The organism is Micromonospora sp. WMMD735, assembly GCF_049178995.1.
Classification (GTDB): domain Bacteria; phylum Actinomycetota; class Actinomycetes; order Mycobacteriales; family Micromonosporaceae; genus Micromonospora; species Micromonospora wenchangensis.
In genome coordinates this window covers 607,916-628,261 of sequence record NZ_JBMHMJ010000002.1, presented here as the reverse complement: position 1 = coordinate 628,261, position 20,346 = coordinate 607,916, and the positions used below count along the sequence as shown (strand labels likewise).

20 protein-coding genes are annotated in these 20,346 nt (G+C 73.9%); 4 read left to right on the top strand and 16 right to left on the bottom strand.

Annotated elements, in window-relative coordinates; genetic code table 11:
- The first annotated feature begins 17 nt into the window (after positions 1–17).
- The gene (locus ACN268_RS02810) at positions 18–482 is read left to right on the top strand and encodes a MarR family winged helix-turn-helix transcriptional regulator (RefSeq protein WP_421481576.1); all 465 of its coding nucleotides are present in this window, start codon (positions 18–20) and stop codon (positions 480–482) included.
- Between the two features lie 6 nt (positions 483–488).
- On the opposite strand, the gene ACN268_RS02805 is transcribed toward ACN268_RS02810, so the two are convergent.
- Genes ACN268_RS02805 through ACN268_RS02790 form a run of 4 tightly spaced genes read right to left on the bottom strand, consistent with a single transcriptional unit; the run spans position 489 to position 3,456 of the window.
- Positions 489–1,241, bottom strand: coding sequence for an IclR family transcriptional regulator (locus ACN268_RS02805; protein ID WP_421481575.1), 753 nt, complete (start codon positions 1,239–1,241; stop codon positions 489–491).
- Positions 1,242–1,271: 30 nt separating this feature from the next.
- Positions 1,272–2,210 (bottom strand): PDR/VanB family oxidoreductase, encoded by a 939-nt coding sequence (locus ACN268_RS02800; RefSeq protein ID WP_421481574.1) that lies wholly within the window; start codon positions 2,208–2,210, stop codon positions 1,272–1,274.
- Positions 2,207–2,416 (bottom strand): hypothetical protein, encoded by a 210-nt coding sequence (locus tag ACN268_RS02795; RefSeq protein ID WP_421481573.1) that lies wholly within the window; start codon positions 2,414–2,416, stop codon positions 2,207–2,209. The genes ACN268_RS02800 and ACN268_RS02795 overlap by 4 nt, the downstream gene beginning before the upstream one ends.
- Positions 2,413–3,456 (bottom strand): Rieske 2Fe-2S domain-containing protein, encoded by a 1,044-nt coding sequence (locus ACN268_RS02790; protein ID WP_421481572.1) that lies wholly within the window; start codon positions 3,454–3,456, stop codon positions 2,413–2,415. The genes ACN268_RS02795 and ACN268_RS02790 overlap by 4 nt, the downstream gene beginning before the upstream one ends.
- Before the next feature lie 181 nt (positions 3,457–3,637).
- Here ACN268_RS02790 and ACN268_RS02785 point away from each other — a divergent pair, with 181 nt between their 5' ends.
- Entirely contained in the window at positions 3,638–4,426 is a 789-nt protein-coding gene (locus tag ACN268_RS02785) for a class I SAM-dependent methyltransferase (RefSeq protein WP_421481571.1), read from the top strand.
- A 33-nt stretch (positions 4,427–4,459) separates the two neighbouring features.
- On the opposite strand, the gene ACN268_RS02780 is transcribed toward ACN268_RS02785, so the two are convergent.
- The 5 genes from ACN268_RS02780 to ACN268_RS02760 form a co-directional block, all read right to left on the bottom strand.
- Positions 4,460–5,425 (bottom strand): nitroreductase, encoded by a 966-nt coding sequence (locus tag ACN268_RS02780; protein WP_421481570.1) that lies wholly within the window; start codon positions 5,423–5,425, stop codon positions 4,460–4,462.
- Complete coding sequence (locus tag ACN268_RS02775; RefSeq protein ID WP_421481569.1) at positions 5,425–6,513, bottom strand: hypothetical protein; 1,089 nt, start codon at positions 6,511–6,513, stop codon at positions 5,425–5,427. Before ACN268_RS02775 ends, ACN268_RS02780 begins: the two co-directional genes overlap by 1 nt.
- Positions 6,510–6,950, bottom strand: a complete 441-nt coding sequence (locus ACN268_RS02770; protein WP_088642613.1) for a DUF4188 domain-containing protein — start codon at positions 6,948–6,950, stop codon at positions 6,510–6,512. Before ACN268_RS02770 ends, ACN268_RS02775 begins: the two co-directional genes overlap by 4 nt.
- A 2-nt stretch (positions 6,951–6,952) precedes the next feature.
- Positions 6,953–8,530: a phenylacetate--CoA ligase family protein gene (locus tag ACN268_RS02765; RefSeq protein WP_421481568.1), complete on the bottom strand. Its 1,578-nt coding sequence runs from the start codon at positions 8,528–8,530 to the stop codon at positions 6,953–6,955.
- Between the two features lie 132 nt (positions 8,531–8,662).
- Positions 8,663–10,045, bottom strand: coding sequence for an FAD-dependent monooxygenase (locus ACN268_RS02760; RefSeq protein WP_421486792.1), 1,383 nt, complete (start codon positions 10,043–10,045; stop codon positions 8,663–8,665).
- A gap of 609 nt (positions 10,046–10,654) precedes the next feature.
- Here ACN268_RS02760 and ACN268_RS02755 point away from each other — a divergent pair.
- The gene (locus tag ACN268_RS02755) at positions 10,655–12,160 is read left to right on the top strand and encodes an endo-1,4-beta-xylanase (RefSeq protein ID WP_421481567.1); all 1,506 of its coding nucleotides are present in this window, start codon (positions 10,655–10,657) and stop codon (positions 12,158–12,160) included.
- 155 nt (positions 12,161–12,315) lie between these two features.
- On the top strand, positions 12,316–12,756 hold the full coding sequence (locus ACN268_RS02750; protein WP_421481566.1) for a hypothetical protein: 441 nt from the start codon (positions 12,316–12,318) through the stop codon (positions 12,754–12,756).
- A gap of 33 nt (positions 12,757–12,789) precedes the next feature.
- Here the strand turns inward: ACN268_RS02750 and ACN268_RS02745 are convergent, their stop codons facing one another.
- From ACN268_RS02745 to ACN268_RS02715, 7 genes are read right to left on the bottom strand one after another with little or no spacing between them, the layout of a single operon-like run.
- Positions 12,790–14,424, bottom strand: coding sequence for an FAD-dependent oxidoreductase (locus tag ACN268_RS02745; protein ID WP_421481565.1), 1,635 nt, complete (start codon positions 14,422–14,424; stop codon positions 12,790–12,792).
- Complete coding sequence (locus tag ACN268_RS02740) at positions 14,424–15,131, bottom strand: GntR family transcriptional regulator (RefSeq protein WP_421481564.1); 708 nt, start codon at positions 15,129–15,131, stop codon at positions 14,424–14,426. Before ACN268_RS02740 ends, ACN268_RS02745 begins: the two co-directional genes overlap by 1 nt.
- Positions 15,131–15,814 carry an N-acetylmannosamine-6-phosphate 2-epimerase gene (locus tag ACN268_RS02735; protein ID WP_421481563.1) on the bottom strand — a complete coding sequence of 228 codons (684 nt, stop codon included), beginning with the start codon at positions 15,812–15,814 and terminating at the stop codon, positions 15,131–15,133. Before ACN268_RS02735 ends, ACN268_RS02740 begins: the two co-directional genes overlap by 1 nt.
- Complete coding sequence (locus ACN268_RS02730) at positions 15,811–16,779, bottom strand: N-acetylglucosamine kinase (RefSeq protein ID WP_421481562.1); 969 nt, start codon at positions 16,777–16,779, stop codon at positions 15,811–15,813. The genes ACN268_RS02735 and ACN268_RS02730 overlap by 4 nt, the downstream gene beginning before the upstream one ends.
- Positions 16,776–17,798: an ABC transporter ATP-binding protein gene (locus ACN268_RS02725; protein WP_421481561.1), complete on the bottom strand. Its 1,023-nt coding sequence runs from the start codon at positions 17,796–17,798 to the stop codon at positions 16,776–16,778. The genes ACN268_RS02730 and ACN268_RS02725 overlap by 4 nt, the downstream gene beginning before the upstream one ends.
- The gene (locus tag ACN268_RS02720) at positions 17,773–18,795 is read right to left on the bottom strand and encodes an ABC transporter ATP-binding protein (protein ID WP_421481560.1); all 1,023 of its coding nucleotides are present in this window, start codon (positions 18,793–18,795) and stop codon (positions 17,773–17,775) included. Before ACN268_RS02720 ends, ACN268_RS02725 begins: the two co-directional genes overlap by 26 nt.
- A gap of 26 nt (positions 18,796–18,821) precedes the next feature.
- On the bottom strand, positions 18,822–20,336 hold the full coding sequence (locus ACN268_RS02715; protein WP_421481559.1) for an ABC transporter substrate-binding protein: 1,515 nt from the start codon (positions 20,334–20,336) through the stop codon (positions 18,822–18,824).
- Between the last annotated feature and the right edge of the window lie 10 nt (positions 20,337–20,346).

The window sequence follows — 20,346 nt, the reverse complement described above, 5'->3', positions numbered from 1 at the left end:
TTGCTACCATCGTCGCCATGCCCGCCGAACGGACCCGGTCGACCGGCAGCGACCGGCTGCGGGACAGCGCGCTCGCCGGTGACCTGAGCTTCCTGCTGGCCCGCGCCAACGCGCTCGCCCTCGCCGCGGCGAACGCCGCCCTGGCCACCTACGGCCTGAAGGCCCGCTCCTACTCGGTGCTCGCGCTGGCCGCCGACGACGCCCGCCCGACCCAGCGGGAGCTCGCCGAGTTCCTGCGGCTCGACCCGAGCCAGGTCGTCGCCCTCGTCGACGGGCTGGAACAGCGGCACCTCGTCGAGCGGCACGCCGACCCCGCCGACCGGCGGGCCAACGTCCTCGTCGCCACCGACGCCGGCCGGGACCTGTTCGCCCGCGCCCGCGACGCCGTCCGCGCCGTGGGGATCGACTCGATGTCCGTCGTGCCGGCGCAGGACCAGGCCCGGCTGGCCCGGCTGCTGCGGCTGCTGGCCTTCCCCGACTGATCCGCCTCACCCGGGCGTGCTGCCCAGGGCCCGGGACAGCACCCGGCCCGCCGCCTGGACCAGCGGGGCCAGCGCCACCGGGTCCGCCCGGTCGTGGGCGACCACCAGCGACAGCGCCGCCACCACCCCCTCCGGGGCCCGGATCGGCGCGGCCACCGACAGGGCGTCCATGGTGACCTGCCGGTCGCTGACCGCGTACCCGACCCGGCGCACCTCGGCCAGGCAGCGACGCAACCGCCCCGGATCGGTGACGGTCAACGCGGTGTAGCGTTCCAGCGGCGCGGCCAGCACCCGTTCCTGCACCTCGGCCGGTGCGTGGGCGAGCAGCACCAGCCCGACCCCGGTGGCGTGCAGGGCGAACCGGCCGCCCACCCGGGTGCGCACCGGCACCGCCTGCCGGCCGGCGATCCGTTCGATGAAGACCAGTTCGAGCCCCTGCCGGACGGCGAGCTGCACGTTCTCGTGTGTCACCTCGTACAGGTCCTCCATCACCGGCAAAGCCACCTCGCGCAGCCCCAGGCCCCGGGGCGCGAGCGAACCCACCTCCCACAGCCGCAGGCCGATCCGGTACCGCCCGTCCCCGCCGCGCTCCAACGCACCCCAGGCCAGCAGTTCCGCCACCCGGCGGTGCACGGTGGACAGCGGCAGCCCGGCCCGGCGGGCCAGCTCACTGAGCGTCAGGGCCGGGCTGGCCGGGCTGAACGCGTCGAGCAGCGCCAGCACCCGGCTGGTCACCGTCCGACCCGGCTGCCCGCGCATCCCACCATCCTCCCCGCCCGCGCCGGCTGGTCACAGCTCCAGGACGAGCCGTGGGGTACGGGCCCGCGAGACACAGATCAGCATGGTGTCCCCGGCGGCGCGGTCCTGGTCGGACAGCAGGCTGTCGCGGTGCTCCGGCACCCCGGCCAGCACCGGGGTCTCGCAGGTACCGCAGGTGCCCTCCCGGCAGGACGACAGGACCGGCACCCCGGCCTCCTCCACCGCCCGCAGGATCGGCACCCCCGGCGGCACGGTCACCGTCCGCCCGGACAGCGCCAGTTCCACCTCGATCGCCGTGTCCGGCCCGGCGGTGTCGTCCCGGGGGGCGAACCGCTCGACGTGCAGCCCGCCGGGCGGCCAGTCCCGGCAGTGTTCCTCCACCGCCCGCACCAGCGACTCCGGGCCGCAGCAGTAGACGGGGCCGTCGCCGGGGCCGGCCAGCAGCCCGGCCAGGTCGAGCAGCCCGGTCTCGTCCTGCGGGTACAGGCCGACCCGGTCGCCGTACCGGTCACGCAGCGCGGTGGCGTACGCCATCGCGGCGCGGGTGCGTCCGCCGTACGCCAGGTGCCAGTCCGCGCCCGCGGCGTCGGCGGCGGCGACCATCGCCACGATCGGGGTGATCCCGATGCCCCCGGCGACGAAGCGGTACCGCCGGGCCGCGACCAGCGGGAACGTGTTGCGGGGCCCGTGCACCCGGACGGTCCCGCCGACGGTGAGCCGCTCGTGCGCCGCCCGGGAGCCGCCGCGCCCCGCCGCCTCCCGCTGCACCGCGATCCGCAGGACCGACCGGTCGGCGGGGTCACCGCACAGCGAGTACTGCCGCAGCAGACCGGGGCCCAGTTCCAGGTCGACGTGCGCCCCCGGCTCCCACCCGGGCAGCGCCGCGCCGTCGGGGCGGGCCAGGCCGAACTCGACGACCCCGGCGGCCACCTGCCGGCGGGCCACCACCACCAGGTGAGTTCCGGTCACGCCGGCACCGCCTGCCGGCCGGTCGGGTCGCCCGCCGGCACGATCGGGACGTGGTGGCCGCGCGGATGGTCGAGCAGCCACTGCCACAACGCGACAGGCTCCTCGGCGAGCCGCTGCGCGCCGCAGTGGCAGATGCCGCGCAGGGTGTCGGTGCCCGGCACCCAGTGGACCCGGTAGACCCGGCCCCCGTCGACCGCGGGGGTCACCGGGGCGCTCCCACCGTCCCCGACCCGACGAGCCGGGCCAGCAGCCGCCGGGCGGCCAGCCCACCGGTGTCGATGTTGATGCTCAGCTCCTGGTACCGCTCCGGTTCCGCGGCGATCACCCGCTCCAGGACGTTCAACGCCGCCACGTCCTGCATCACCACCGTGTGGTTGCTCTGGTGCAGGTACGCGCTGACCGACTCGTCGTCGACCGCGAAGTCCCGCGCCACCGCCCAGAAGTCGTACGTGCTGTGCGCGGTCGACGGGGTGATGGCGTAGACGATCTCAGCGTGGAAGGCGGCGCTGTCCTCGCCCTCGGCGGGTGGATGGACACCCTGCGGGGCGATCCGGCTGTGCAGCAGGTAGAGGCAGGGCGGGTGGTACTCGATGTCCTGCCAGCGGGTGATCCGACCCTGGATGCCTGTCGAGCGGGCGTAGAACGGCGGACACTCGGCGTCGTCCATGTGCCGGCTGACGTGCACCACGCCCCGGTCCTCGTCCACCTCGGTGGTGATCGGGGTGTCCGCCACCTCGGGGGTGCCGATGTAGCCGCCGTGCAGGTAGGTCTCGTGGGACAGGTCCATCAGGTTGTCCACCAGCAGGCCGTAGCGGGCGTCCAGCGGGGCCATGCCACGGACCACCGCGTACCGGGGGTCGACCAGCCACGGCGCGCGGGGGATCGTCGCCGGGTCGGCCCGGTCCCGGTCGCCGATCCACACCCAGACGAAGGAGTCCTGCTCCACCACCGGGTACGCCGCGACCCGCGCGGTACGCGGAATCCGCTGCTGCCCGGGGACGAAGACGCAGACCCCGGTGGGGTCGTAGGTGAAGCCGTGGTAGCCGCAGACGACGGTGTCGCCGTCGAGGCGGCTCTGCGACAGCGGATAACGCCGGTGCACGCACCGGTCGGCGAGCGCCACCGCCTCCCCCGCGCCGGTGCGGTACAGCACCAGCGGCTCACCGAGCACGGTGCGGGCGAGCAGGTCCCGGCCGACCTCGACGCCGTGGGCCGCCACGTACCACTGGTCCCGGGCGAACTCCATCCGCACGACCTCCTCGCGGGCTGACCATCGACGGAGACGAATCATCGCGTCCGGGGCCGGCGCCCGGGACCACGCCTTCCGTTGAGTGGAAGACGGGGTGACGGCACCGCGGGCCGCCGAACGCGCCGGACGCCGCCCGAGCGGGTCACCACGGCTGCGGCCCGTGCGGCACGATGGTCGGGTGGACACGCAGGGCTACTCCTTCGACAACGCCAGCGAGCAGGCCACCGCCCACCACGACGCGCTGGCGGACCTGTTGGACGAACCGACCCGGGCCGCCCTCACCGAACTCGGCGAGCTGACCGGCCGGCGCTGCCTGGAGGTGGCCGCCGGGGCCGGCAGCATCGCGCTGTGGCTGGCCGACCGGGCCGCCGAGGTGGTCGCCACGGACATCGCCCCGCAGCACGTCCCGGCCCGGCCCGGCCTCGTCGTACGCCGCGAGGACATCGTCACCGACCAACCACCTGGCGCCTTCGACCTGGTGCACGCCCGGCTGGTCCTGTGCCACCTGCCCCGCCGGGAGGAGGCGCTGCGGCGGATGGTCGCCGCGCTACGGCCCGGCGGCGCGCTGCTCATCGGCGAGTTCGCCCACCCGCCCGCCGACTTCGTCGCCGACGCGCCCGACGCGGCAACCGCCGACCTGCTGATCCGTTACCTCGCCGCCCACGTGGCGGCGCTGACCGCCCGCGGCCTCGACACGGGGTGGGCGCTGCGGGCCCCCGCCGCCTTCGCCGACGCGGGGCTGACCGACGTGCGGTCGGGCACCACGGCACACCGGTGGCGGGGTGGCGGCCCGGGCTGCCGGTTGCTGCGGGCCGGCATTCCGCAGCTACGGGCCGCCCTGCTGGCCCACGGGGCGACCGACGCCGACCTCACCGCGACGATGGCCGCCCTCGACGACCCCCGGCTGGTTCTCAACGGTTTCCCCTTCGTGCAGGTCAGCGGGCGCGCCCCGCACCGCCCGGCCTGACCTCGCCGGTCCGTCGCCGCCGACCCGGCCCGGTCAGGCCCGGACCCGGCGGGCCGAGCGGGGTGCGGGGCTGGTGGGCCGGCCCACCCGGGTGACGTGCAGCAGGCGCTGCGGCGCGACGTCGAGCAGCGCACCGAGCGCCGCCCGGGTGGCGGGGACGTCGATGAGCTGGCTCAGCGGGTGGGCGGCCAGGCCCGCCGTGTGCAGGGTCAGCCAGGCCCGCTGCAGCACCCGTCCGAACTCGACCTGGCCGGGCGGGTCGAGGTGGTCGGGGGCGAGCAGGACCAGCACGGTGCCGCCCTGGGCGAGGGGGTCGCCAGCGGCGGCGGCGAGCAGTCGCGGCAGGCCCAGCGGGCGCAGCACCGGGTACCCGGCCAGCGCCGCGCGCAGGCCGACGGCGGCGGGGCGCGACAGGGCGAGGCACCTGTCGGTCAGCCCGTCGGCGTGGTAGCCCGGGTGTGCCGGGTCGAGCCGTAGCCAGTGCCGGAGTTCCGCGACGATCGCCGGGTCGGCGTACTGCCGGCGGTCGGCGGTGCGCAGCAGGGTGCCGAGCCGGCCGGCGTCCGGCACGGCCCGTACCCTGCCGCCGGCCGGGCGGGCGACCGCGTCCAGCGCGGTGCGGGTGTCGGCGTCCACCGTCCCGGCGAGGATGCCCCGGTGGGTCCGGCGTTCCCACACGTCGGTGGTGCGGAACGGCGTCGGGTAGCGGTCCGGGGCGGGCCGCAGCGACCCCACCCACCGGTGCTGTTCGTCGTGGTCGGCGACGTACTCCAGCCGCAGGCCGGCGTCGGCCGCGACGATCAGGCACGTTTCGACGAACGCGCCGAGGGACAGCCGCAGGTCCCGGCCGGTGGGGTCACCGACGGGCAGGGTGTGGGCGGGGTCCCAGCCGATCCGGATCGCGTCGGGCTCGTAGCGCAGCCGCCACGGTTGGGTGTTGTGCGCGCTCGGGGCCCGCCAGCACCACGGTTCGAGGGCACGGAACGCGTCGTGGTCCACTAGCGCTCCTTCGCGTAGAAGGTGTACCCGTGCAGCGGGCGACCGCCGAGGTGGCGGTACTGTGCGGCCGAGGCGACGTTGTGCCGCTCGACGTAGGTGCTGCGCAGTGTGGTGTAGCCGCTGGCGTACAGGTTGCGGTGCAGGTGGGTGGAGAGCAGCCGCTGGTAGCCGCGCCCCTGGTACTGCGGGAGCACCCCCTTGACGATCAGCACCGCCTCCCGGCGGTAGCGGCGGCGGGCGGCGAGCAACCGGGCCTGGTTGAGCAGGTGCAGGTCGCCCCGGACGGCGATCAGGAACTCGCTGATGTCGGGTACGCAGAGCACGAACGCGACCGGCTCACCGTCGCGGGTCAGGTAGAGCAGCAGCGACTCGTCCAGCAGGTACGCCAGCCCGTCGGTCTGCCGCCGTAGCTGCGCGGCGGAGATCGGCGTGTAGTAGCCGAGTTGGGCGAAGGAGGCGTTGAGCATTCCGCGCAGCAGGTCGAGCTGGTCGTCGAGGTGGCGTACGTCGCCCCGGTGCAGCGCGATCCGGGCGCCGTCCGGGTCGACGTGCACCGGCGGGAGGGGCTCCGGTGGGGCGGGCACGGGGCAGATCCAGGTGTCGGCCTCGAACCGGCGGACGAACCCGTACGCCTCGTAGGCGGTCGGGTACCACGGCGGGTTCCAGGCGCTGTCGACGAAGCCCCGCTCGGCGTGCCCTGAGGTGATCACGCCACCGGCCTGGTTGGGCAGCAGCGCCACCGGGCCGAACAGCAGGTCCCGGTCGGTGCCGGCGTGCGCGGTGATCGCGTCGAACAGCGGCTGCGCCGCCGGCTCGGTGAACTCGGTGAGCCCGAAGAGCTGGCACCGGCGGCCGAGCTTCGCGTCGAGGTCCGCGTCGGTGTGCAGGGTGGTCCGGCCGACGACCGTGCCGGCGGCGTCGCGCAGCAGGTACAGCGGCACGCCGTCGCGCCACCAGCGGCGGATCTGCTGGCGGGGGGTGGGCACGTGGCGGGGTTCGCCGGCGTAGAGCCGGTCGCCGAAGGCGAGGAACTGCCGCAGGCCGCGCCGGTCGGTGACCCGGGTGAACCGGTGCCGGGCGGGGCTCACCGGCGGACCGCCGGCCCGGTCGTCTCCGCACCCAGCGGGGTGAAGGTGTCGATGTGCCCCATCTCCGGACCCTCGGCCCGCCAGGTGCCGTTGGAGTAGCCGTCGGGGCTGGCGGTGTAGAGCCGGATGAAGCCGGCGGTGGCGTTGCGGGTGCCGTCGGTCAGCCAGACCATCAGCCGGCGGTGGTGCCGGGTGCGGGCGAAGCGCAGCATCGCGTCGCGGTCGGTGAAGAACGCGATGGTGCCCAGGGTCAGCGGGAACTGCCAGTAGACGGTGTGCCAGCAGTAGCCGTTCATCCGACGCATGTCGCGCAGCATCCGGAACCAGGACGGGGCGAGCCGCAGCAGCACCAGCGGGTTGGTGTAGCGGGTGCCGCCGATGAACATGGCGCCGGCGCGGGCCTGCGCGGGGGCACGGGAGAAGTCACGGGTACGCATGGTCACCTCACCAGGTAGCTGTTCTTGATCTTCTGTTGCCCGGCGAACGGGCCGGTGCCGGCGTCGTGCAGTTCGACCCGCAGGTCACCGGCGGTGGCGTCCTCCACCAGGGACTGCGCGAAGTCGCGGGAGACCGAGGTCAGGTGGCGGCGGACGCCGAGGCGGCACGCGTCGGCGAGCGCGGCGCGTTGCGGGGCGGCCAGCGGGCGGCGCAGTTCGAGGTGGATCACCGGCCGGCTCTCCAGCGTCGCGTCCTCGACCAGGGCCAGGCAGAACCGGCTGATCTCGGCGGCGTACGGGTTGCCGACGTAGAGGCCGTACTCGACGTCCTGCGGGTAGAGGTTCGCACCGAGGTAGGAGATGGTGGAGTCACTGCGGCCGAAGAGCAGCAGCAGTGGCAGCGTCATCCGCTCGGCGGCGAGCGCGGGGCGCAGTTCGGCCCGGCGTACCGGGTCGGCGCAGACCAGCTCGACGGCCCGCTGGTACGACACGAGCAGCGCCTCGTCCCCGACGTTGTACCGCAGCCGGGGCTGGAGCACGTCCCCGGTGACCGTGCAGAGCAGTTCCCGTCGCTCGTTGGTCTCCAGGTAGGTGGCGAACGGGTTGTACTGGAACACCATCGGCAGCCGTTGCTCGCCCGCGCCGAGCAGGGCGTCGCGCAGCCCCCGGTCGGTCTGCAGGCGGCGGCGCAGCCACACCGTGAACCGGGTCTCCGCGCCGATGCCGATGCTCAGGTCCGACGCCCCGTACGCCGACCGGACGCGGGTGAAGCGTTGCTCCAGGTAGTCGCGCAGCGCCTCGGTCATCGCCTCCCCGCCGCAGCTGGCCGCGACGCGGTACCGCGACCAGGGGAAGCCCTCGGCGTCGAGCCGGTCGCGCAGGTGCTTGAGGAACGGCGGGTAGGCGGTCACCAGGTAGTCGAAGTCGGGGCCGAACTCCCGCAGGGTGTCGATGATCTTCCCGAGGTCGGGGCCGGTGTTCTTCACCACCGCGATCCGGGCCATCGCCGCGCCGGTGGTCGTCCCGGTCGCCCAGGCCCCCATCGAGTAGGCGTTGATGACGAACGGTCGACGCATCGGGAAGACCAGTCCGGTGTAGCCGGCGATGTCCCGGTGCACGGCGTGCAGTTCGCGTTCGCCGCGCGGCCAGTTGAACGGCTGCCCGGCCGAGCCGGCGGACTCGTCGACGACCACCCCCCGGGTGGGCAGCCGGCCGTGCCGGCACCGGGCGGTGGCGTCGTGGGCCAGCACGTAGCTGCGCTTGTCGGTCTCGGGAAAGTCGGTGAGCCGGCGGCGCACGCCCGCCGGGCGGGCCTGCAGGAAGGCCCGGTAGGCGGGGACCTGCCGGGCGGCCCGCGCGCACACCGCGCGGGCGTGCGCGGCGGCCAGCGCGTCCAGTGCCGGATGGTGCCGCCGGGCCGTCCAGCGCCAGCCGGCGGGGTGCCGGGCGGCGAGCCGGCCCAGCGCGGCCACCGCGCGGCCGAGGGCCCCCAGGCCGACCTGCCGGCCGTGCGCCACCACTGCCGGCAACGGCGATTCGACGGTACGCAGGGCGACGGGTCGGTGCGGTAGCTCGGCCATGCCGACCACTCTGTCCGGGTCGGCGCGCCGGGTCCTGAGGCCGGATGCGGTGGGTACCTGAGTATCCCTACTCGGTCGGCCGCCCCGGGGTGGGCGTGCCGGGGCGTTCCGGGCACGCCCACCCGGCCGGGGTCAGCCGGTGGGCCGGCCGAACCAGCGGGCCAGCTGGCCGTCCAGGTCGCTCTGGTCGTCGCCGAGCCAGGCGACGTGACCGTCGGGGCGCAGCAGGACGCCCGGGGTGTCCAGGGCCACCGTGGGGTCGGTGAGGTGGTCGACCCGGTCGGTCCAGCCGGCGACGCCGAGCCGGCCGGTGCGGTCCAGCAGCAGGCCCCGACCGTGGCGCAGCCGGTCGTAGAGGCGACCCTGACGCAGGTCGAGGTCACGCAGCCGCCGGCCGAGCAGGTCCGGTCCCGGGCCGAGGTCGTAGCGGACGCCGATCGCGGTGATCTTCTCGGTGAGGTGGCGGTTCACCGCGTCGAAGGCCACCAGTTCGGTGAGCAGCCGGCGTACGGCCTGCGCGCCCGGCCCGTCGGACAGCAGTTCCGTCTGGGCGCGGGTGTTGTCCAGCACGTCCGCGGCGACCGGACGGCGTTCGTCCTGGTAGGTGTCCAGCAGGGTGGCCGGCGCCCAGCCCCGGACCTGCCCGGCCAGCTTCCAGCCGAGGTTGACCGCGTCCTGCACGCCGAGGTTGAGGCCCTGCCCACCGATGGGCGGATGGATGTGCGCCGCGTCGCCGGCCAGCAGCACCCGCCCCACCCGGTAGGCGTCTGCCAGCCGGGTGGCGTCGCCGAAGCGGGACAGCCAGCGTGGGGAGTGCACCCCGAAGTCGGTGCCGGCGACGGCGCGTAACCGCTCCCGGACCTCGTCGATGGTGGGCGGTACGGCCCGGTCGGTGACCCCGGCGGCGGGGACGACGACGCGGCAGACACCGTCGCCGAAGGGGGTCAGGCTGAAGCGTCTGTCGACCTCCCCGAGCCCGGCCAGCGTGGCCGCGATCTCCTCGGGCGACATGCCGACCGCCAGCTCCCCCATCAGCGTCTCGGTCCGCGCGGGTTCGCCGGGGAAGGCGACGCCGAGCAGCTTGCGCACGGTGCTCCGGCCGCCGTCGCAGCCGACGAGGTGGCGGGCCCGCAGCCGGTGCCCGTCGGCCAGCGTGACGCCCACCCCCGCGTCGTCCTGGTCGAGGCCCACCACCGGCGTGCCGTGGCGGACCTGCGCCCCGAGGCCTGTCGCGTGCTCTTCGAGCAGCCGCACGACGACCGGCTGCGGGATGCCCAGCAGGTAGGGGTGGGCGGTGTCCAGGCCGGGGGGCGGGGGCGCGGCGATGGCCGCGAAGAAGCCGGCGGCGGGTCGCCGCCGGCCGTGCTCGTGCAGGCGGTCGAGCAGTCCGCGCATCGCCATCAGTTCGATGGTGCGCACGTGCAGGCCGACGATCCGCACCATCGAGGTGGGTTCGGTCTCCCGTTCCAGGACGAGGACCCGCACGTCGTGCAGGCGTAGTTCGGCGGCGAGCATCGCGCCGGTCGGACCACAGCCGACGATGATCACGTCGGCGTCGTGGGGTGGCCGGCCGGCAGGGGCCGGGACACCCGGTGCGGGCCCGACCGCTGCGGTGGACAAGGTGGGGGCGAGCGGCGACTGGTGCACGGGAAGCGCCTTCCGGGAGAGCCTGGTGGGTGGGGCGCTCCCGGGCGACGGTTACGTCGGTCGCCCGACCGCGACGGGCAGGGGGAGCACCCACGTGGGTACGGCGTTCATGGGTCTCACCTCCTCGGGTGGCGTCACGGGCAGCGGCAACCTATCCACCGGCCGGCGGCCTGTCCAGCGCTTTTTTCGGCCGCCCGGCCCCGAATTTCGAATGTTTCGGCGTCCGCCCGCCGACCGGCGACGGCAACCGGGTGTCATCCGTCCGGCCACTCCGGGTCCCGGCGCGTCCACCTGCGCGAATCCGACTCCCGCCAGCTCAGCCCACCCGGCGAGGTTTCCGGAACATTTCCGAAAGTTGTTGACAGTGCGGTAGACCGGTATCGATACTGACCCTTCGATGGGCATACACATGCATCAATTATTGACGTCATGTAGCGAGGAGGGTCCGTGGGCAGCAGCCTGAGGCGACGCAGGATAGTGAGCAGAACGGCCTTACCGGCGGCGGTGTTGTTGCTGGTCGGCGGCGCGGTGGCGGTCCAGTCCGGCACCCCGGCCGTCGCCGCCGAGACCACGCTGCGGGCCGCGGCGGCCAAGGCCGGGCTGTTCTTCGGCACCGCGTCCTCACCGAACCGGCTCTACCCGATCCTCGGTCAGGAATTCGGCCAGCTGACCCCCGAGAACGACATGAAGCCCGACCGGATCGCCACGTCGAGCGGTGGGCTGCAGAACACCAGCGGCGCGGACCAGCTGGTCAACCACGCGCAGAGCAACGGCATGCTGGTCCGGGGGCACACCCTGGTGTGGCACTCGCAGGCGGGCGCGCTGCAGGGGGCCAGCCAGGGCACGCTGAACACCTTCATCGGCAACGCCATCAACCGCTGGGGCAGCAAGATCGCCTACTGGGACGTGGTCAACGAGGCGCTGGAGGACAACAACACCGGCCGCCGCCGCAACCAGTGGCCGCACACCATGAACCGGGACGCCAACGGCGACGGCGACTTCTTCGACGCCGGGGACACCGACGTCATCCGGGACTCGTTCATCCGGGCCAAGCAGGTCGTGCAGGCCGGGGGCTACACCACCAAGCTCTGCATCAACGACTACGACGTCGAGGGGCTGACCGTCAAGGGCGGTGGCCCGAACCGCAAGGCCAACGCGCTGTACGACATCGTGCGGACCTACCGCCAGTACATCGACTGCGTCGGGTTCCAGTCGCACTTCAACGACAACCCGAACAGCATCATCAGCAACGACCTGCAGGCCAACATCCAGCGCTTCGCCGACCTCGGCGTCGAGGTGCACCTGTCCGAGGTCGACATCGACGACGACCTGAGCAACAACGACATCGGCGCCGGCCAGGCGGACAACTACCGCAAGGTCGTCCGGGCCTGCCTGAACGTCGCGAAGTGCACCGGCATCACCGTCTGGGGCATCTCCGACAGCGAGTCGTGGCGCTCCTCCGAGCGGGGCCTGCTGTTCACCGGCGGCAACGGCAACTACCAGAAGAAGGCCGCGTACTACGCCGTCCTCGACGAGCTGAACAAGGGCCGGACCACCACCCCGCCGACCACCACGCCGCCGCCGACCACCCCGCCGCCGACGACTCCCCCGCCCACCACCCCGCCGCCGACGACGCCGCCGCCCACCACCCCGCCGCCGACGACTCCCCCGCCGACCACGCCGCCGCCGGCGGGCGGCTGCACGGCCACGGTGTCGTTGAACTCCTGGACCGGCGGCTTCGTCGCCACCGTCCGGGTGACCGCCGGCAGCGCGCCGATCCAGGGCTGGAACGTCCAGCTCACCCTGCCGTCGGGTGCCGCGATCACCAACGTGTGGAGCGCCGAGCGCACCGGCACCAGCGGCAGCGTCCAGTTCAGCAACGTCAACTACAACGGCTCGGTCGCCGCCGGCCAGTCCACCGAGTTCGGCTTCCAGGGCACCGGGTCCGCCACCGGTCTGACCCCGGTCTGCACCGCCTCCTGAGCACCGCCCGTCCCGGGTGGGCGCGGACCGCCCGCCCGGGACGGGCACAGGGGACCGGCACGGGCCGGGAGAAACTCCTGACGGCGCGAGGACGACCCGGCGGGTGACCGCCGGGTCGTCCTCCGGTCATCCGGGCGGCAGGCTAGGTTGCCTGGATGAGTCTCCTCGATGACGTCGCGCAGCGGGACGGTTGGCGATGCTGGGTGTGCGACGAACCGGTCGACGCCGACATGTCGGTGAACCACGCGCGTGGTCCCAGTGTCGACAGCCGCACCGCCGACCGGAAGGCCAAGGTCGTGGAGCGGCTCGCGCACCGCGCCTGCAACAGCCGCAAGGGGGCGGTCAAGGTCGTCATCGCCTGGCCGGAACACCTGCACGTGGTGGAGCCCGCGCCGCTGATCACCGTCGCCGAGCGGCTCTCCCGCAAGGCGGGCCGTGAGCTGGTCGCCCGCTGTCCGCGCCGCAGGGACGCCCAGGAGGCGGCGGACTGGCTGGTGGACCGGTTCTCCCGGTTGGTGCCCGGACTGCCGGTGACCGCGAGCGTCGAGGAGGGCGGTGGGCAGTACCTCGTCGCCCTGACCAGCGGTCGTCGCTGACGGCGGGGGTTCGCCGCTCCCCCGGACGTCGGGTCAGCTCGGCAGGGCGTCGCCGCCCACCGCTCCCCCCGCCGCCGCCAGGGTCTTCGGCCAGCGCAGGTCGACCCCCCGCCGGGCCAACTCGGACTGGAAGTCCTCCAGCAGTTTCGGGCTCGCCCGGACCCCGTGCGGCGACGTCTGCCGGTCCAGGCAGTAGGCGGCCAGCGCGCCGGCGGCCTCCCCGATCGACCACTCGGCCGGGTGCACCCGGTAGCAGCCGTTGGTGATGTGGGTGGTGCCCACGGCCTTGCCGGCGGCGATCACGTTGGTGACCCGCTCGGGCAGCAACGCCCCGAGCGGGATCTCGAACGGGTGCGCCGCCACGTCGAGGTAGCCGTCGCCGCCGGTCGTCGGGTGCAGGTCGATCCGGTAGTGACCGGTGCCGACCGCGTCGGGATAGTGGACCGCGCCGGCGGCCCCGCGCACCGCGACCGACAGGTCCTGCTCGGTCGGCGTGGTCACCGCCACCAGCCGGCGGGCCTCCCGGATGTACGGTGCCTGGGCGAAACCGTCGACGGTCCCGGTCACGTCGGGGCGCAACCGCAGACCGGGGAACCCGGTGCCGCCGTCCGGGCGGGGCGCCTCGGTCTGCAGCCAGTACAGGAACGCATGACTGGCCTCCCTGGCCCGTCGGACGTGCCGCCCGGCGTCCGGCACGTCGAACAGCGGCCCGTCCAGGTAGTCGTTCATCGGCCAGTTGACCAGCGTCACGTCGCTTGCGAACAGGCCGGGCCGGAACGCCTGCCGGTCGAGGATCCGCCGGTACGTCCACAACTCGGGCGCGACCAGTCCCTCCTCCATCGACGTCGCCGTCGAGCGGGGGTTGGGGGTGAACCGGCCGGTGACCGGGCGACCGGTGCGCGGATCGGGATAGGTCCAGCTGAACAGGGGGCCCGGCCAGCCGGGTGCGGTCCGGGTCCGCCAGTGGTCGTAGTCGGCCGGCCGGTCCACCGTGTGGTCGCCGTCGACGTGTTCGAGGGCGAAGCAGACGGTGGCCGCCTGCATGTTCAGCGGAGCGGGCCGGTCCGGGGCGCTCGGTTCACCGGTCTGCGCCTGCGACTCGGTGCCGGTGCGGTGTTCGATGCCGGCCAACGCCAGCAGCTCACCGGTCTCGCTCGCTTCCATGACGAGGCCGGCCCCGAGGTGGCACAGCGTGCCGTCGGCGAGCCGGACGGTCAGGGCGGTCACCGCGTCCCCGTCGGTGTGCGCCCGTTCGACCTGCGCCCGGGTGTGCACGGTGAGCCGCCCCGCCGCCCGCCAGGGGGCGATCATGGCCTGGAGTACGGCCAGCGCCACCCGGGGCTCGTGACACAGCGGACTGACCCAGCCGTTGCCCGGGTTGAGTGGACGGTCGGACCCGTCGGCGGCCAGCGGATACCAGCGCCGGTAGTGGTCGCGTACCGCCTGCCGGAACCGGCGGTAGCTGGCCGTCGAGCCGTGCGTCTCGATCCAGGGGTGCTCGTCCGGCGGCACCGCCTGCGAGGTGAGCTGTCCCCCGATCCACCCGTACGGCTCGACCACGACGACCCGGGCGCCGCCCTCGCAGGCGGCCAGCGCGGCGGCGATCCCGCCCACGCCCCCGCCGACCACCAGGACGTCGGTGTGCTGCTCCGTCGGGGTGGTACGCATCAGTCCGCCTCGCCTCGTCGTGCGGTCAGGGAGAAGTGGTAGCGGTCGCCCCGGTAGAGCGACACCGCCCGTTCGACGGCCCGGCCGCGTCCGTCGTAGCCGATCCGGCGGACCTCCAGCAGCGCCGCCGAGGGCGGGATCTCCAGCAGGTCGCACTGCCGCCGGGTCGGCACCACGGCGGCGATCATCTGCTGGGCCACCGTGACCTGCACGTGGTAGCGGTCCTTCATGATCCCGTAGAGCCCGGCGTCGAGGTTCTCCACCAGCAGCCCGGGGAACAGGTCGGCCGGCAGGTGCACCTCCTCGAGGCACATCGGTGCGCCGTCGGCGAGCCGGAGCCGCTCCACCCGGTAGAGCAGCGACCCCTCGGGCAGGCCGAGGTCCGAGGCGTCCGCGTCGCGGGCGACCATCGCGTCGGCGACGATCAGCTTGCTGCTCGGCAGCAGTCCCCGGGCCAGCATGTCCTCGGTGAACCCGCTGAGGCTGGTGCCCTTGGCGATCCGGGTGTCGGAGACGAAGGTGCCCTGCCCCCGGATGGTGTAGACCAGGCCGGCATCGAGCAGTTCGCGCAGCGCCTGGCGCAGCGTCGTCCGGCTCACGCCGAGTTCCTCGGCGAGGTCCCGTTCGCGGGGCAGGGCCGAGTGCGCCGGCAGGCCCGCGACGCGGTGCCGGAGTTCGGTGCGGATCTGGCTCAGTTTGGTGGTCATCACGAGTCCAACCGGGGATGCGGGCAGGCCTGCGCGAACCTGCGCGTGGTGTTGACCGGGTCCGAGATGGCGGTGCCGACGACGACTGCCCATGCACCCTCGTCGAACGCCGCCGCGACCTGGGTACGGGTACGGTATCGCCCCTCCGCGATGACCGGAACCGGACAATGTCGACTGAGCGTCCCCACCAGGGCGATGTCCGGTCCGTCGGGGACGGGGCCGGTGACGTATCCGGACAGCGTGGTGCCGACCAGGTCGGCGCCGGCGTCGACGGCGGCCATGGCGGCGTCCAGGCTGTCGACGTCGGCCATGAACAGCGCCCCGGCGGCATGGGTCGCCGCGACGAGGTCGGACAGCTTCTCCCCGCCGGGCCGGGGGCGGCCGGTGGCGTCGGCCGCGACGATCTGCGCCCCGGCGTCGGTCAGCGCGGTCACGTCGGCCTCGGTCGGGGTGATGTAGACCGGACTGCCGGGGGTGTGCCGCTTGACCAGCCCGACCACCGGCACCCCGAGGTCGACCATGCCCCGCACGTGGTCCACGCCCTGCCCCCGCAACCCGGCGGCGCCGCCGAGCACGGCCGCCGCCGCCATCGCCATCATGTGTCCGGTGTCCCGGAACGGGCTGCGGCCCTGGGCCTGGCAGGACACGACCAGGCGTCCACGGATGGCATCGGCCACGTTCATCGGTGTTCTGCCTTTGCGTCGAAGTCGATCTGGACGGTGAGTCCGGGGAACGGACCGGGGCCGGGTGGCCCGTCGGCCAGGGTCAGCGCACCGGCGAGCGGGTCCCCGGCGGCCGGCACCGGCTGCGCCGCGGGCGCTGCGGCCCGCAGCGCCGCGGTGAACGACGGCCACAGCAGGTCGGTGGCCCGGAAGACCCCGCCGGTGCCGGCTACCGGGACCGGGGTCGCCTCGAGGCCGGCCCGGAACAGCGCCCCGACCACGGATTCGGCGAGCAGCTCACCGGCTCGACGCCAGATCCGTCCGGCGTCGTCGTCCCCGGCGCGGGCCAGGTCGGCGACCGTGGCGGCGAAGCCCGCGATCCGTTGCGGGGTCGGTGGGTCGGCCCGCCAGCGGGCCGGCAGTGTGTCGACCGGCCCCCAGGCGGCGGTCACCGCGTCGGCGAGCCGGCCGGGCGCGGCCCGGTCCCGGTCGCGCAGGGCGAGCCGGATCGCGGTGCGGCCGATCCAGTGACCCGAGCCCCGGTCGCCGAGGTCGGCGCCCCATCCGTCGGAGCGGGCGGTCCGGCCGGCGGCGTCGGCGGCGAGGACCACCGCGCCGGTGCCGGCGGCGACGACCGCGCCGGGGACCGGGCCGAGCGCACCGAGGTACGCGGTCACGCTGTCGTCGGCGACCCGCAGCCGCCCCGCCCGGCCGAGGGTGCGCAGCCCGGCCCGCAGGGCGTCGGTCGCCGGTGGCTGGCCGTTGAGCCCGGTCATGCCGACGCCGACCAGCACCTCCAGGTCCGGGCCGAACGGTCCCAGGTCGGCCAGCGCACCGGCCACCGCGTCGACGATCAGGGCGTCGGCGGCACCGGACCAGAAGCCCGGGGTCTCGGCGTGCCCGGTCGAGCGGCCGTGCCGGGCCACCGCACGGCAGCCGCCCTGACCCAGGTCGACCCCGACGCGGACGGGGTCGGTGCCGCTCACCGGGTCACCGCCGTGGTCGACGGTGCGGCGTCGGCGAGGCTGGACTCGGCGTAGTGGCAGGCGACCTCGCGTCCGGCGACCGTGCGCAGTTCCGGTTCGACCTCGGCGCAGCGCGGCTGGGCGAGTCGGCACCGGGTCCGGAAGCGGCAGCCGGACGGCGGCGAGGCCGGGGACGGGACCTCGCCGGTGAGCAGGATGCGTTCGGCCGGCGGCGTCGCCCAGGGGCGGGGCACCGGGGCCGCCGAGATCAGCGCCCGGGTGTACGGGTGGGCCGGGGTGTCGTACACCGTCGCCGCCGGCCCGGTCTCCACGATCCGGCCCAGGTACATCACCGCGAGGTCGTCGCTGATGTGCCGGACCACCGACAGGTCGTGCGCGATGAACAGGTAGCCCAGTCCCAGGTCGGCCCGCAGGTCGGCGAGGAGGTTGAGGGTCTGTGCCTGGACCGACACGTCCAGCGCGCTGACCGGCTCGTCGCAGACCAGGATGCGGGGCGACATGGCCAGGGCGCGGGCGATGCCGACGCGCTGGCGTTGGCCGCCGGACAGCTGGTGCGGATACCGGTCGGCGAGTTCGGCGGCGAGACCGACCCGGGCCAGCAGGTCGGCGGTGCGGGCCGGCCACTGGTCGCGGGGGACGGAGCCACGGTGCACCCGCCATCCCTCGGTGACGATGAAGGACACCTTCTTGCGGGGGTTCAACGACGAGTACGGGTCCTGGTAGACCATCTGGATCTCGGCGGTCAGCCGGCGTCGGCGGGCCGCGTCGGCGGTGTCGACCCGTTCGCCGGCGTACCAGATCTCGCCGCCGGTCGGTCGGCGCAGGCCGACGATGGTCCGGGCCAGGGTGGACTTGCCGCAGCCGGACTCGCCGACCAGGCCCAGGGTGCGGCCGGTGGTGACGGTCAGGCTGAGCCGTTCCACCGCGTGCACGGCCGCCGGCCGGTGCAGCAGGCCGCCGTGGGTCGGGTAGCTGACCCGCAACTGCCGGACCTCAAGCCGCGTCGGCGACGTCGACACCGGCCATCACCTCCTCGGCGTAGTGGCAGGCCGCCTCGTGGCCGGCGGCGACGGTGCGCAGGGTGGGCCGGTCGGTGCGGCAGGCGCTGCGGGCGACCGGGCACCGGGGGTGGAACGGGCAGCCGGTGGGCGTCGCCAGTGGCGACGGCGGCATCCCCTCGATCGGGGTCAGCCGCTCACCGGGGCGGTCGGGGGCGGGAACGGAGGCCATCAACCCCCGGGTGTACGGGTGGGCCGGTGCGTCGTACACGGTGCGCAGCGGCCCCGACTCGACGACCGTGCCGGCGTACATGACGGCGACCCGGTCGGCCACGTCGGCGACCACCCCGAGGTCGTGGGTGATGAGGATCATCGACATCCCGTCGGCCTCGCGCAGTTCCCGTAGCAGGTCCATGATCTGCGCCTGCACGGTCACGTCCAGCGCGGTGGTCGGCTCGTCGGCGATGAGCAGCCGGGGCCCCAGGGCGAGGGCCATCGCGATCACCACCCGCTGGCGCATCCCGCCGGAGAACTGGTGCGGGTAGTCGTGGGCCCGGCGGGCGGCGTTCGGGATGCCGACCCGGTCCAGGCCGGCGACCGCGCGTCGCCAGGCCTCCCGGCGTGAGGTGCGCTGCCGGACCCGGAACAGTTCGGCGATCTGCTGGCCGACCCGGACCACCGGGTTGAGCGCGGTCAACGAGTCCTGGAAGACCATCGCCATCTCGGTGGCGGACAGCTCGCGGGTGCGCCGTACCGGCAGCGCGGAGATCTCCTCGCCGTCGTAGCGGATGGTGCCGCGTTCGATCGTGGCGCTGTGCCGGGGCAGCAGCGCCATCACCGCGCGGACGGTGACCGACTTACCGGACCCGGATTCCCCCAGGATCGCCAGTGTCTCGCCCCTGCCGACGGAGAACGAGACACCGTTGAGCGCCCGGTAGGCGCCGAGCGGGCCGTCGAACGAGACGACGAGATCGTCGACCGTCAACAGGGGGCGGGACGTGTGCGGTGGTGCGACCATCGGGTCCTCCGGGTCCGGTTCTCGGGTCAGCGCAGCGATACGCCGGCGAAGTCGGGCAGGTCGTTCGGGGTCGGGGTGAACCCCTCGACGTTGCCGCGCAGCACGACGTTGCCGTTGAGGTCGAGCGGGAAGAGGCCGACCGCCTGGTCCCAGACGATCTTGCCGGCCTGGGTGTACAGGGCGGCCCGCTTGTCCTGGTCGAGTTCGGCGCGGGCGGCGAGCAGGATGCGGTCGAGTTCCGGGTTGGCGTAGCCGTTGCGCTTGGCGGTCGACAGGTAGAGCCGGGCCAGGGTGAAGTCGGCGTCGCCGGTGACCGTGCTGCCGGTGGTCATCGTGCTGTCCCAGTCGAGCTTGAGCAGCTTGTCCAGCCAGGTGGCCCGTTCCAGTTCCTGGGGCTTGACCACGATGCCGACCTTGGCCCAGTCGCTGATCATCGCGTCGGCGAAGGAGTTGCCGTTGGTGCAGCAGCCGCTGCTCCACATCATCGTGGTGCTGAACCCGTCCGGGTAGCCGGCCTCGGTGAGCAGCTGCCGGGCCCGGGCCGGGTCGTAGGTGTACGGGTTCTGCCCGGCGGCGCCGAACACGGCCTCCGGCAGCGGTCCGGTGGCCGGGGTCCCGGCCTGGTCGAACAGCGACTTGCTGATCTTGGCGAAGTCGACCGCGTGCCACATGGCCTGCCGGACCCGCGCGTCGGTGAACGGCTTGCGGGAGCTGTTGAACCAGATGTAGTAGTTGGCGTACGTCGGGAACGACCGGACGGTCAGGTCCTTGTTGTCCCGCAGCCCGGTCAGCTGGTCGGGCGGCAGACCCCAGGTCACGTCGATCTCGTTGTTCGACAGCGCCGTCACCCGGCCGGACACCTCCGGGATGTAGCGGTAGGAGATGCTGGTCAGCTTCGGCCGGTCACCCCGGTAGTTGTCGTTGCGGACCAGGTTCACGCTCTGCCCGGCGGTGAACGACGAGACCTTGAACGGGCCGGTGCCGTACGGGGCGTCGAAGAACGCGTTGTCGCCGAGCTTGGCGGCGGGGGCGATCCAGAGCAGGGTGAGGTTGCTCAGCACGGTGCCGAGCTGGCTCGTGGTGTGGATGGTCAGGGTGCGTTCGTCGGGGGTGCGGATGTCGTCGACGGTGGCCCACAGCCCGGCCAGCGGCCCCTTGCCGTCGATCAGCGCCCGGAGCGAAGCCTTGACGTCGGCGCTGGTCATCGGCGTCCCGTCGGCGAAGGTGACGCCGCTGCGCAGCACGAACTGCCAGGTCAGCGGGTCGGGGTTGGTCCAGCTCTCGGCGAGCTTCGGGGCGATCTTCCCGTCCTGGCGGACCACCAGGGTCTCGAAGACCTCCTGGACGACGGTGAGGGTGGGTTGGTCGGCCGAGTTCGCGGCGAACGGGTTCAACGAGACCACCGGGGTCGGGTTGGCTACCCGCAGGGTGGTGACGCCGCCGCCGTCACCGGCGGGGTCGTCGGAGCCGAAGGAGCACGCGGTCAGTCCGAGTACGCCGGCGAGGGCCAACGCACCGAGCCGGATGGTCGAAGATCTCATGTCTTCCCAT

Coding starts and splice junctions, on each gene's coding strand:
- ACN268_RS02740 (WP_421481564.1), bottom strand. CDS start 15,131: ATGACCACCAAACTGAGCCAGATCCGCACCGAACTCCGGCACCGCGTC.
- ACN268_RS02765 (WP_421481568.1), bottom strand. CDS start 8,530: ATGGCCGAGCTACCGCACCGACCCGTCGCCCTGCGTACCGTCGAATCG.
- ACN268_RS02805 (WP_421481575.1), bottom strand. CDS start 1,241: ATGCGCGGGCAGCCGGGTCGGACGGTGACCAGCCGGGTGCTGGCGCTG.
- ACN268_RS02790 (WP_421481572.1), bottom strand. CDS start 3,456: ATGGAGTTCGCCCGGGACCAGTGGTACGTGGCGGCCCACGGCGTCGAG.
- ACN268_RS02810 (WP_421481576.1), top strand. CDS start 18: ATGCCCGCCGAACGGACCCGGTCGACCGGCAGCGACCGGCTGCGGGAC.
- ACN268_RS02750 (WP_421481566.1), top strand. CDS start 12,316: ATGAGTCTCCTCGATGACGTCGCGCAGCGGGACGGTTGGCGATGCTGG.
- ACN268_RS02715 (WP_421481559.1), bottom strand. CDS start 20,336: ATGAGATCTTCGACCATCCGGCTCGGTGCGTTGGCCCTCGCCGGCGTA.
- ACN268_RS02735 (WP_421481563.1), bottom strand. CDS start 15,814: ATGAACGTGGCCGATGCCATCCGTGGACGCCTGGTCGTGTCCTGCCAG.
- ACN268_RS02760 (WP_421486792.1), bottom strand. CDS start 10,045: ATGCTCGCCGCCGAACTACGCCTGCACGACGTGCGGGTCCTCGTCCTG.
- ACN268_RS02720 (WP_421481560.1), bottom strand. CDS start 18,795: ATGGTCGCACCACCGCACACGTCCCGCCCCCTGTTGACGGTCGACGAT.
- ACN268_RS02770 (WP_088642613.1), bottom strand. CDS start 6,950: ATGCGTACCCGTGACTTCTCCCGTGCCCCCGCGCAGGCCCGCGCCGGC.
- ACN268_RS02745 (WP_421481565.1), bottom strand. CDS start 14,424: ATGCGTACCACCCCGACGGAGCAGCACACCGACGTCCTGGTGGTCGGC.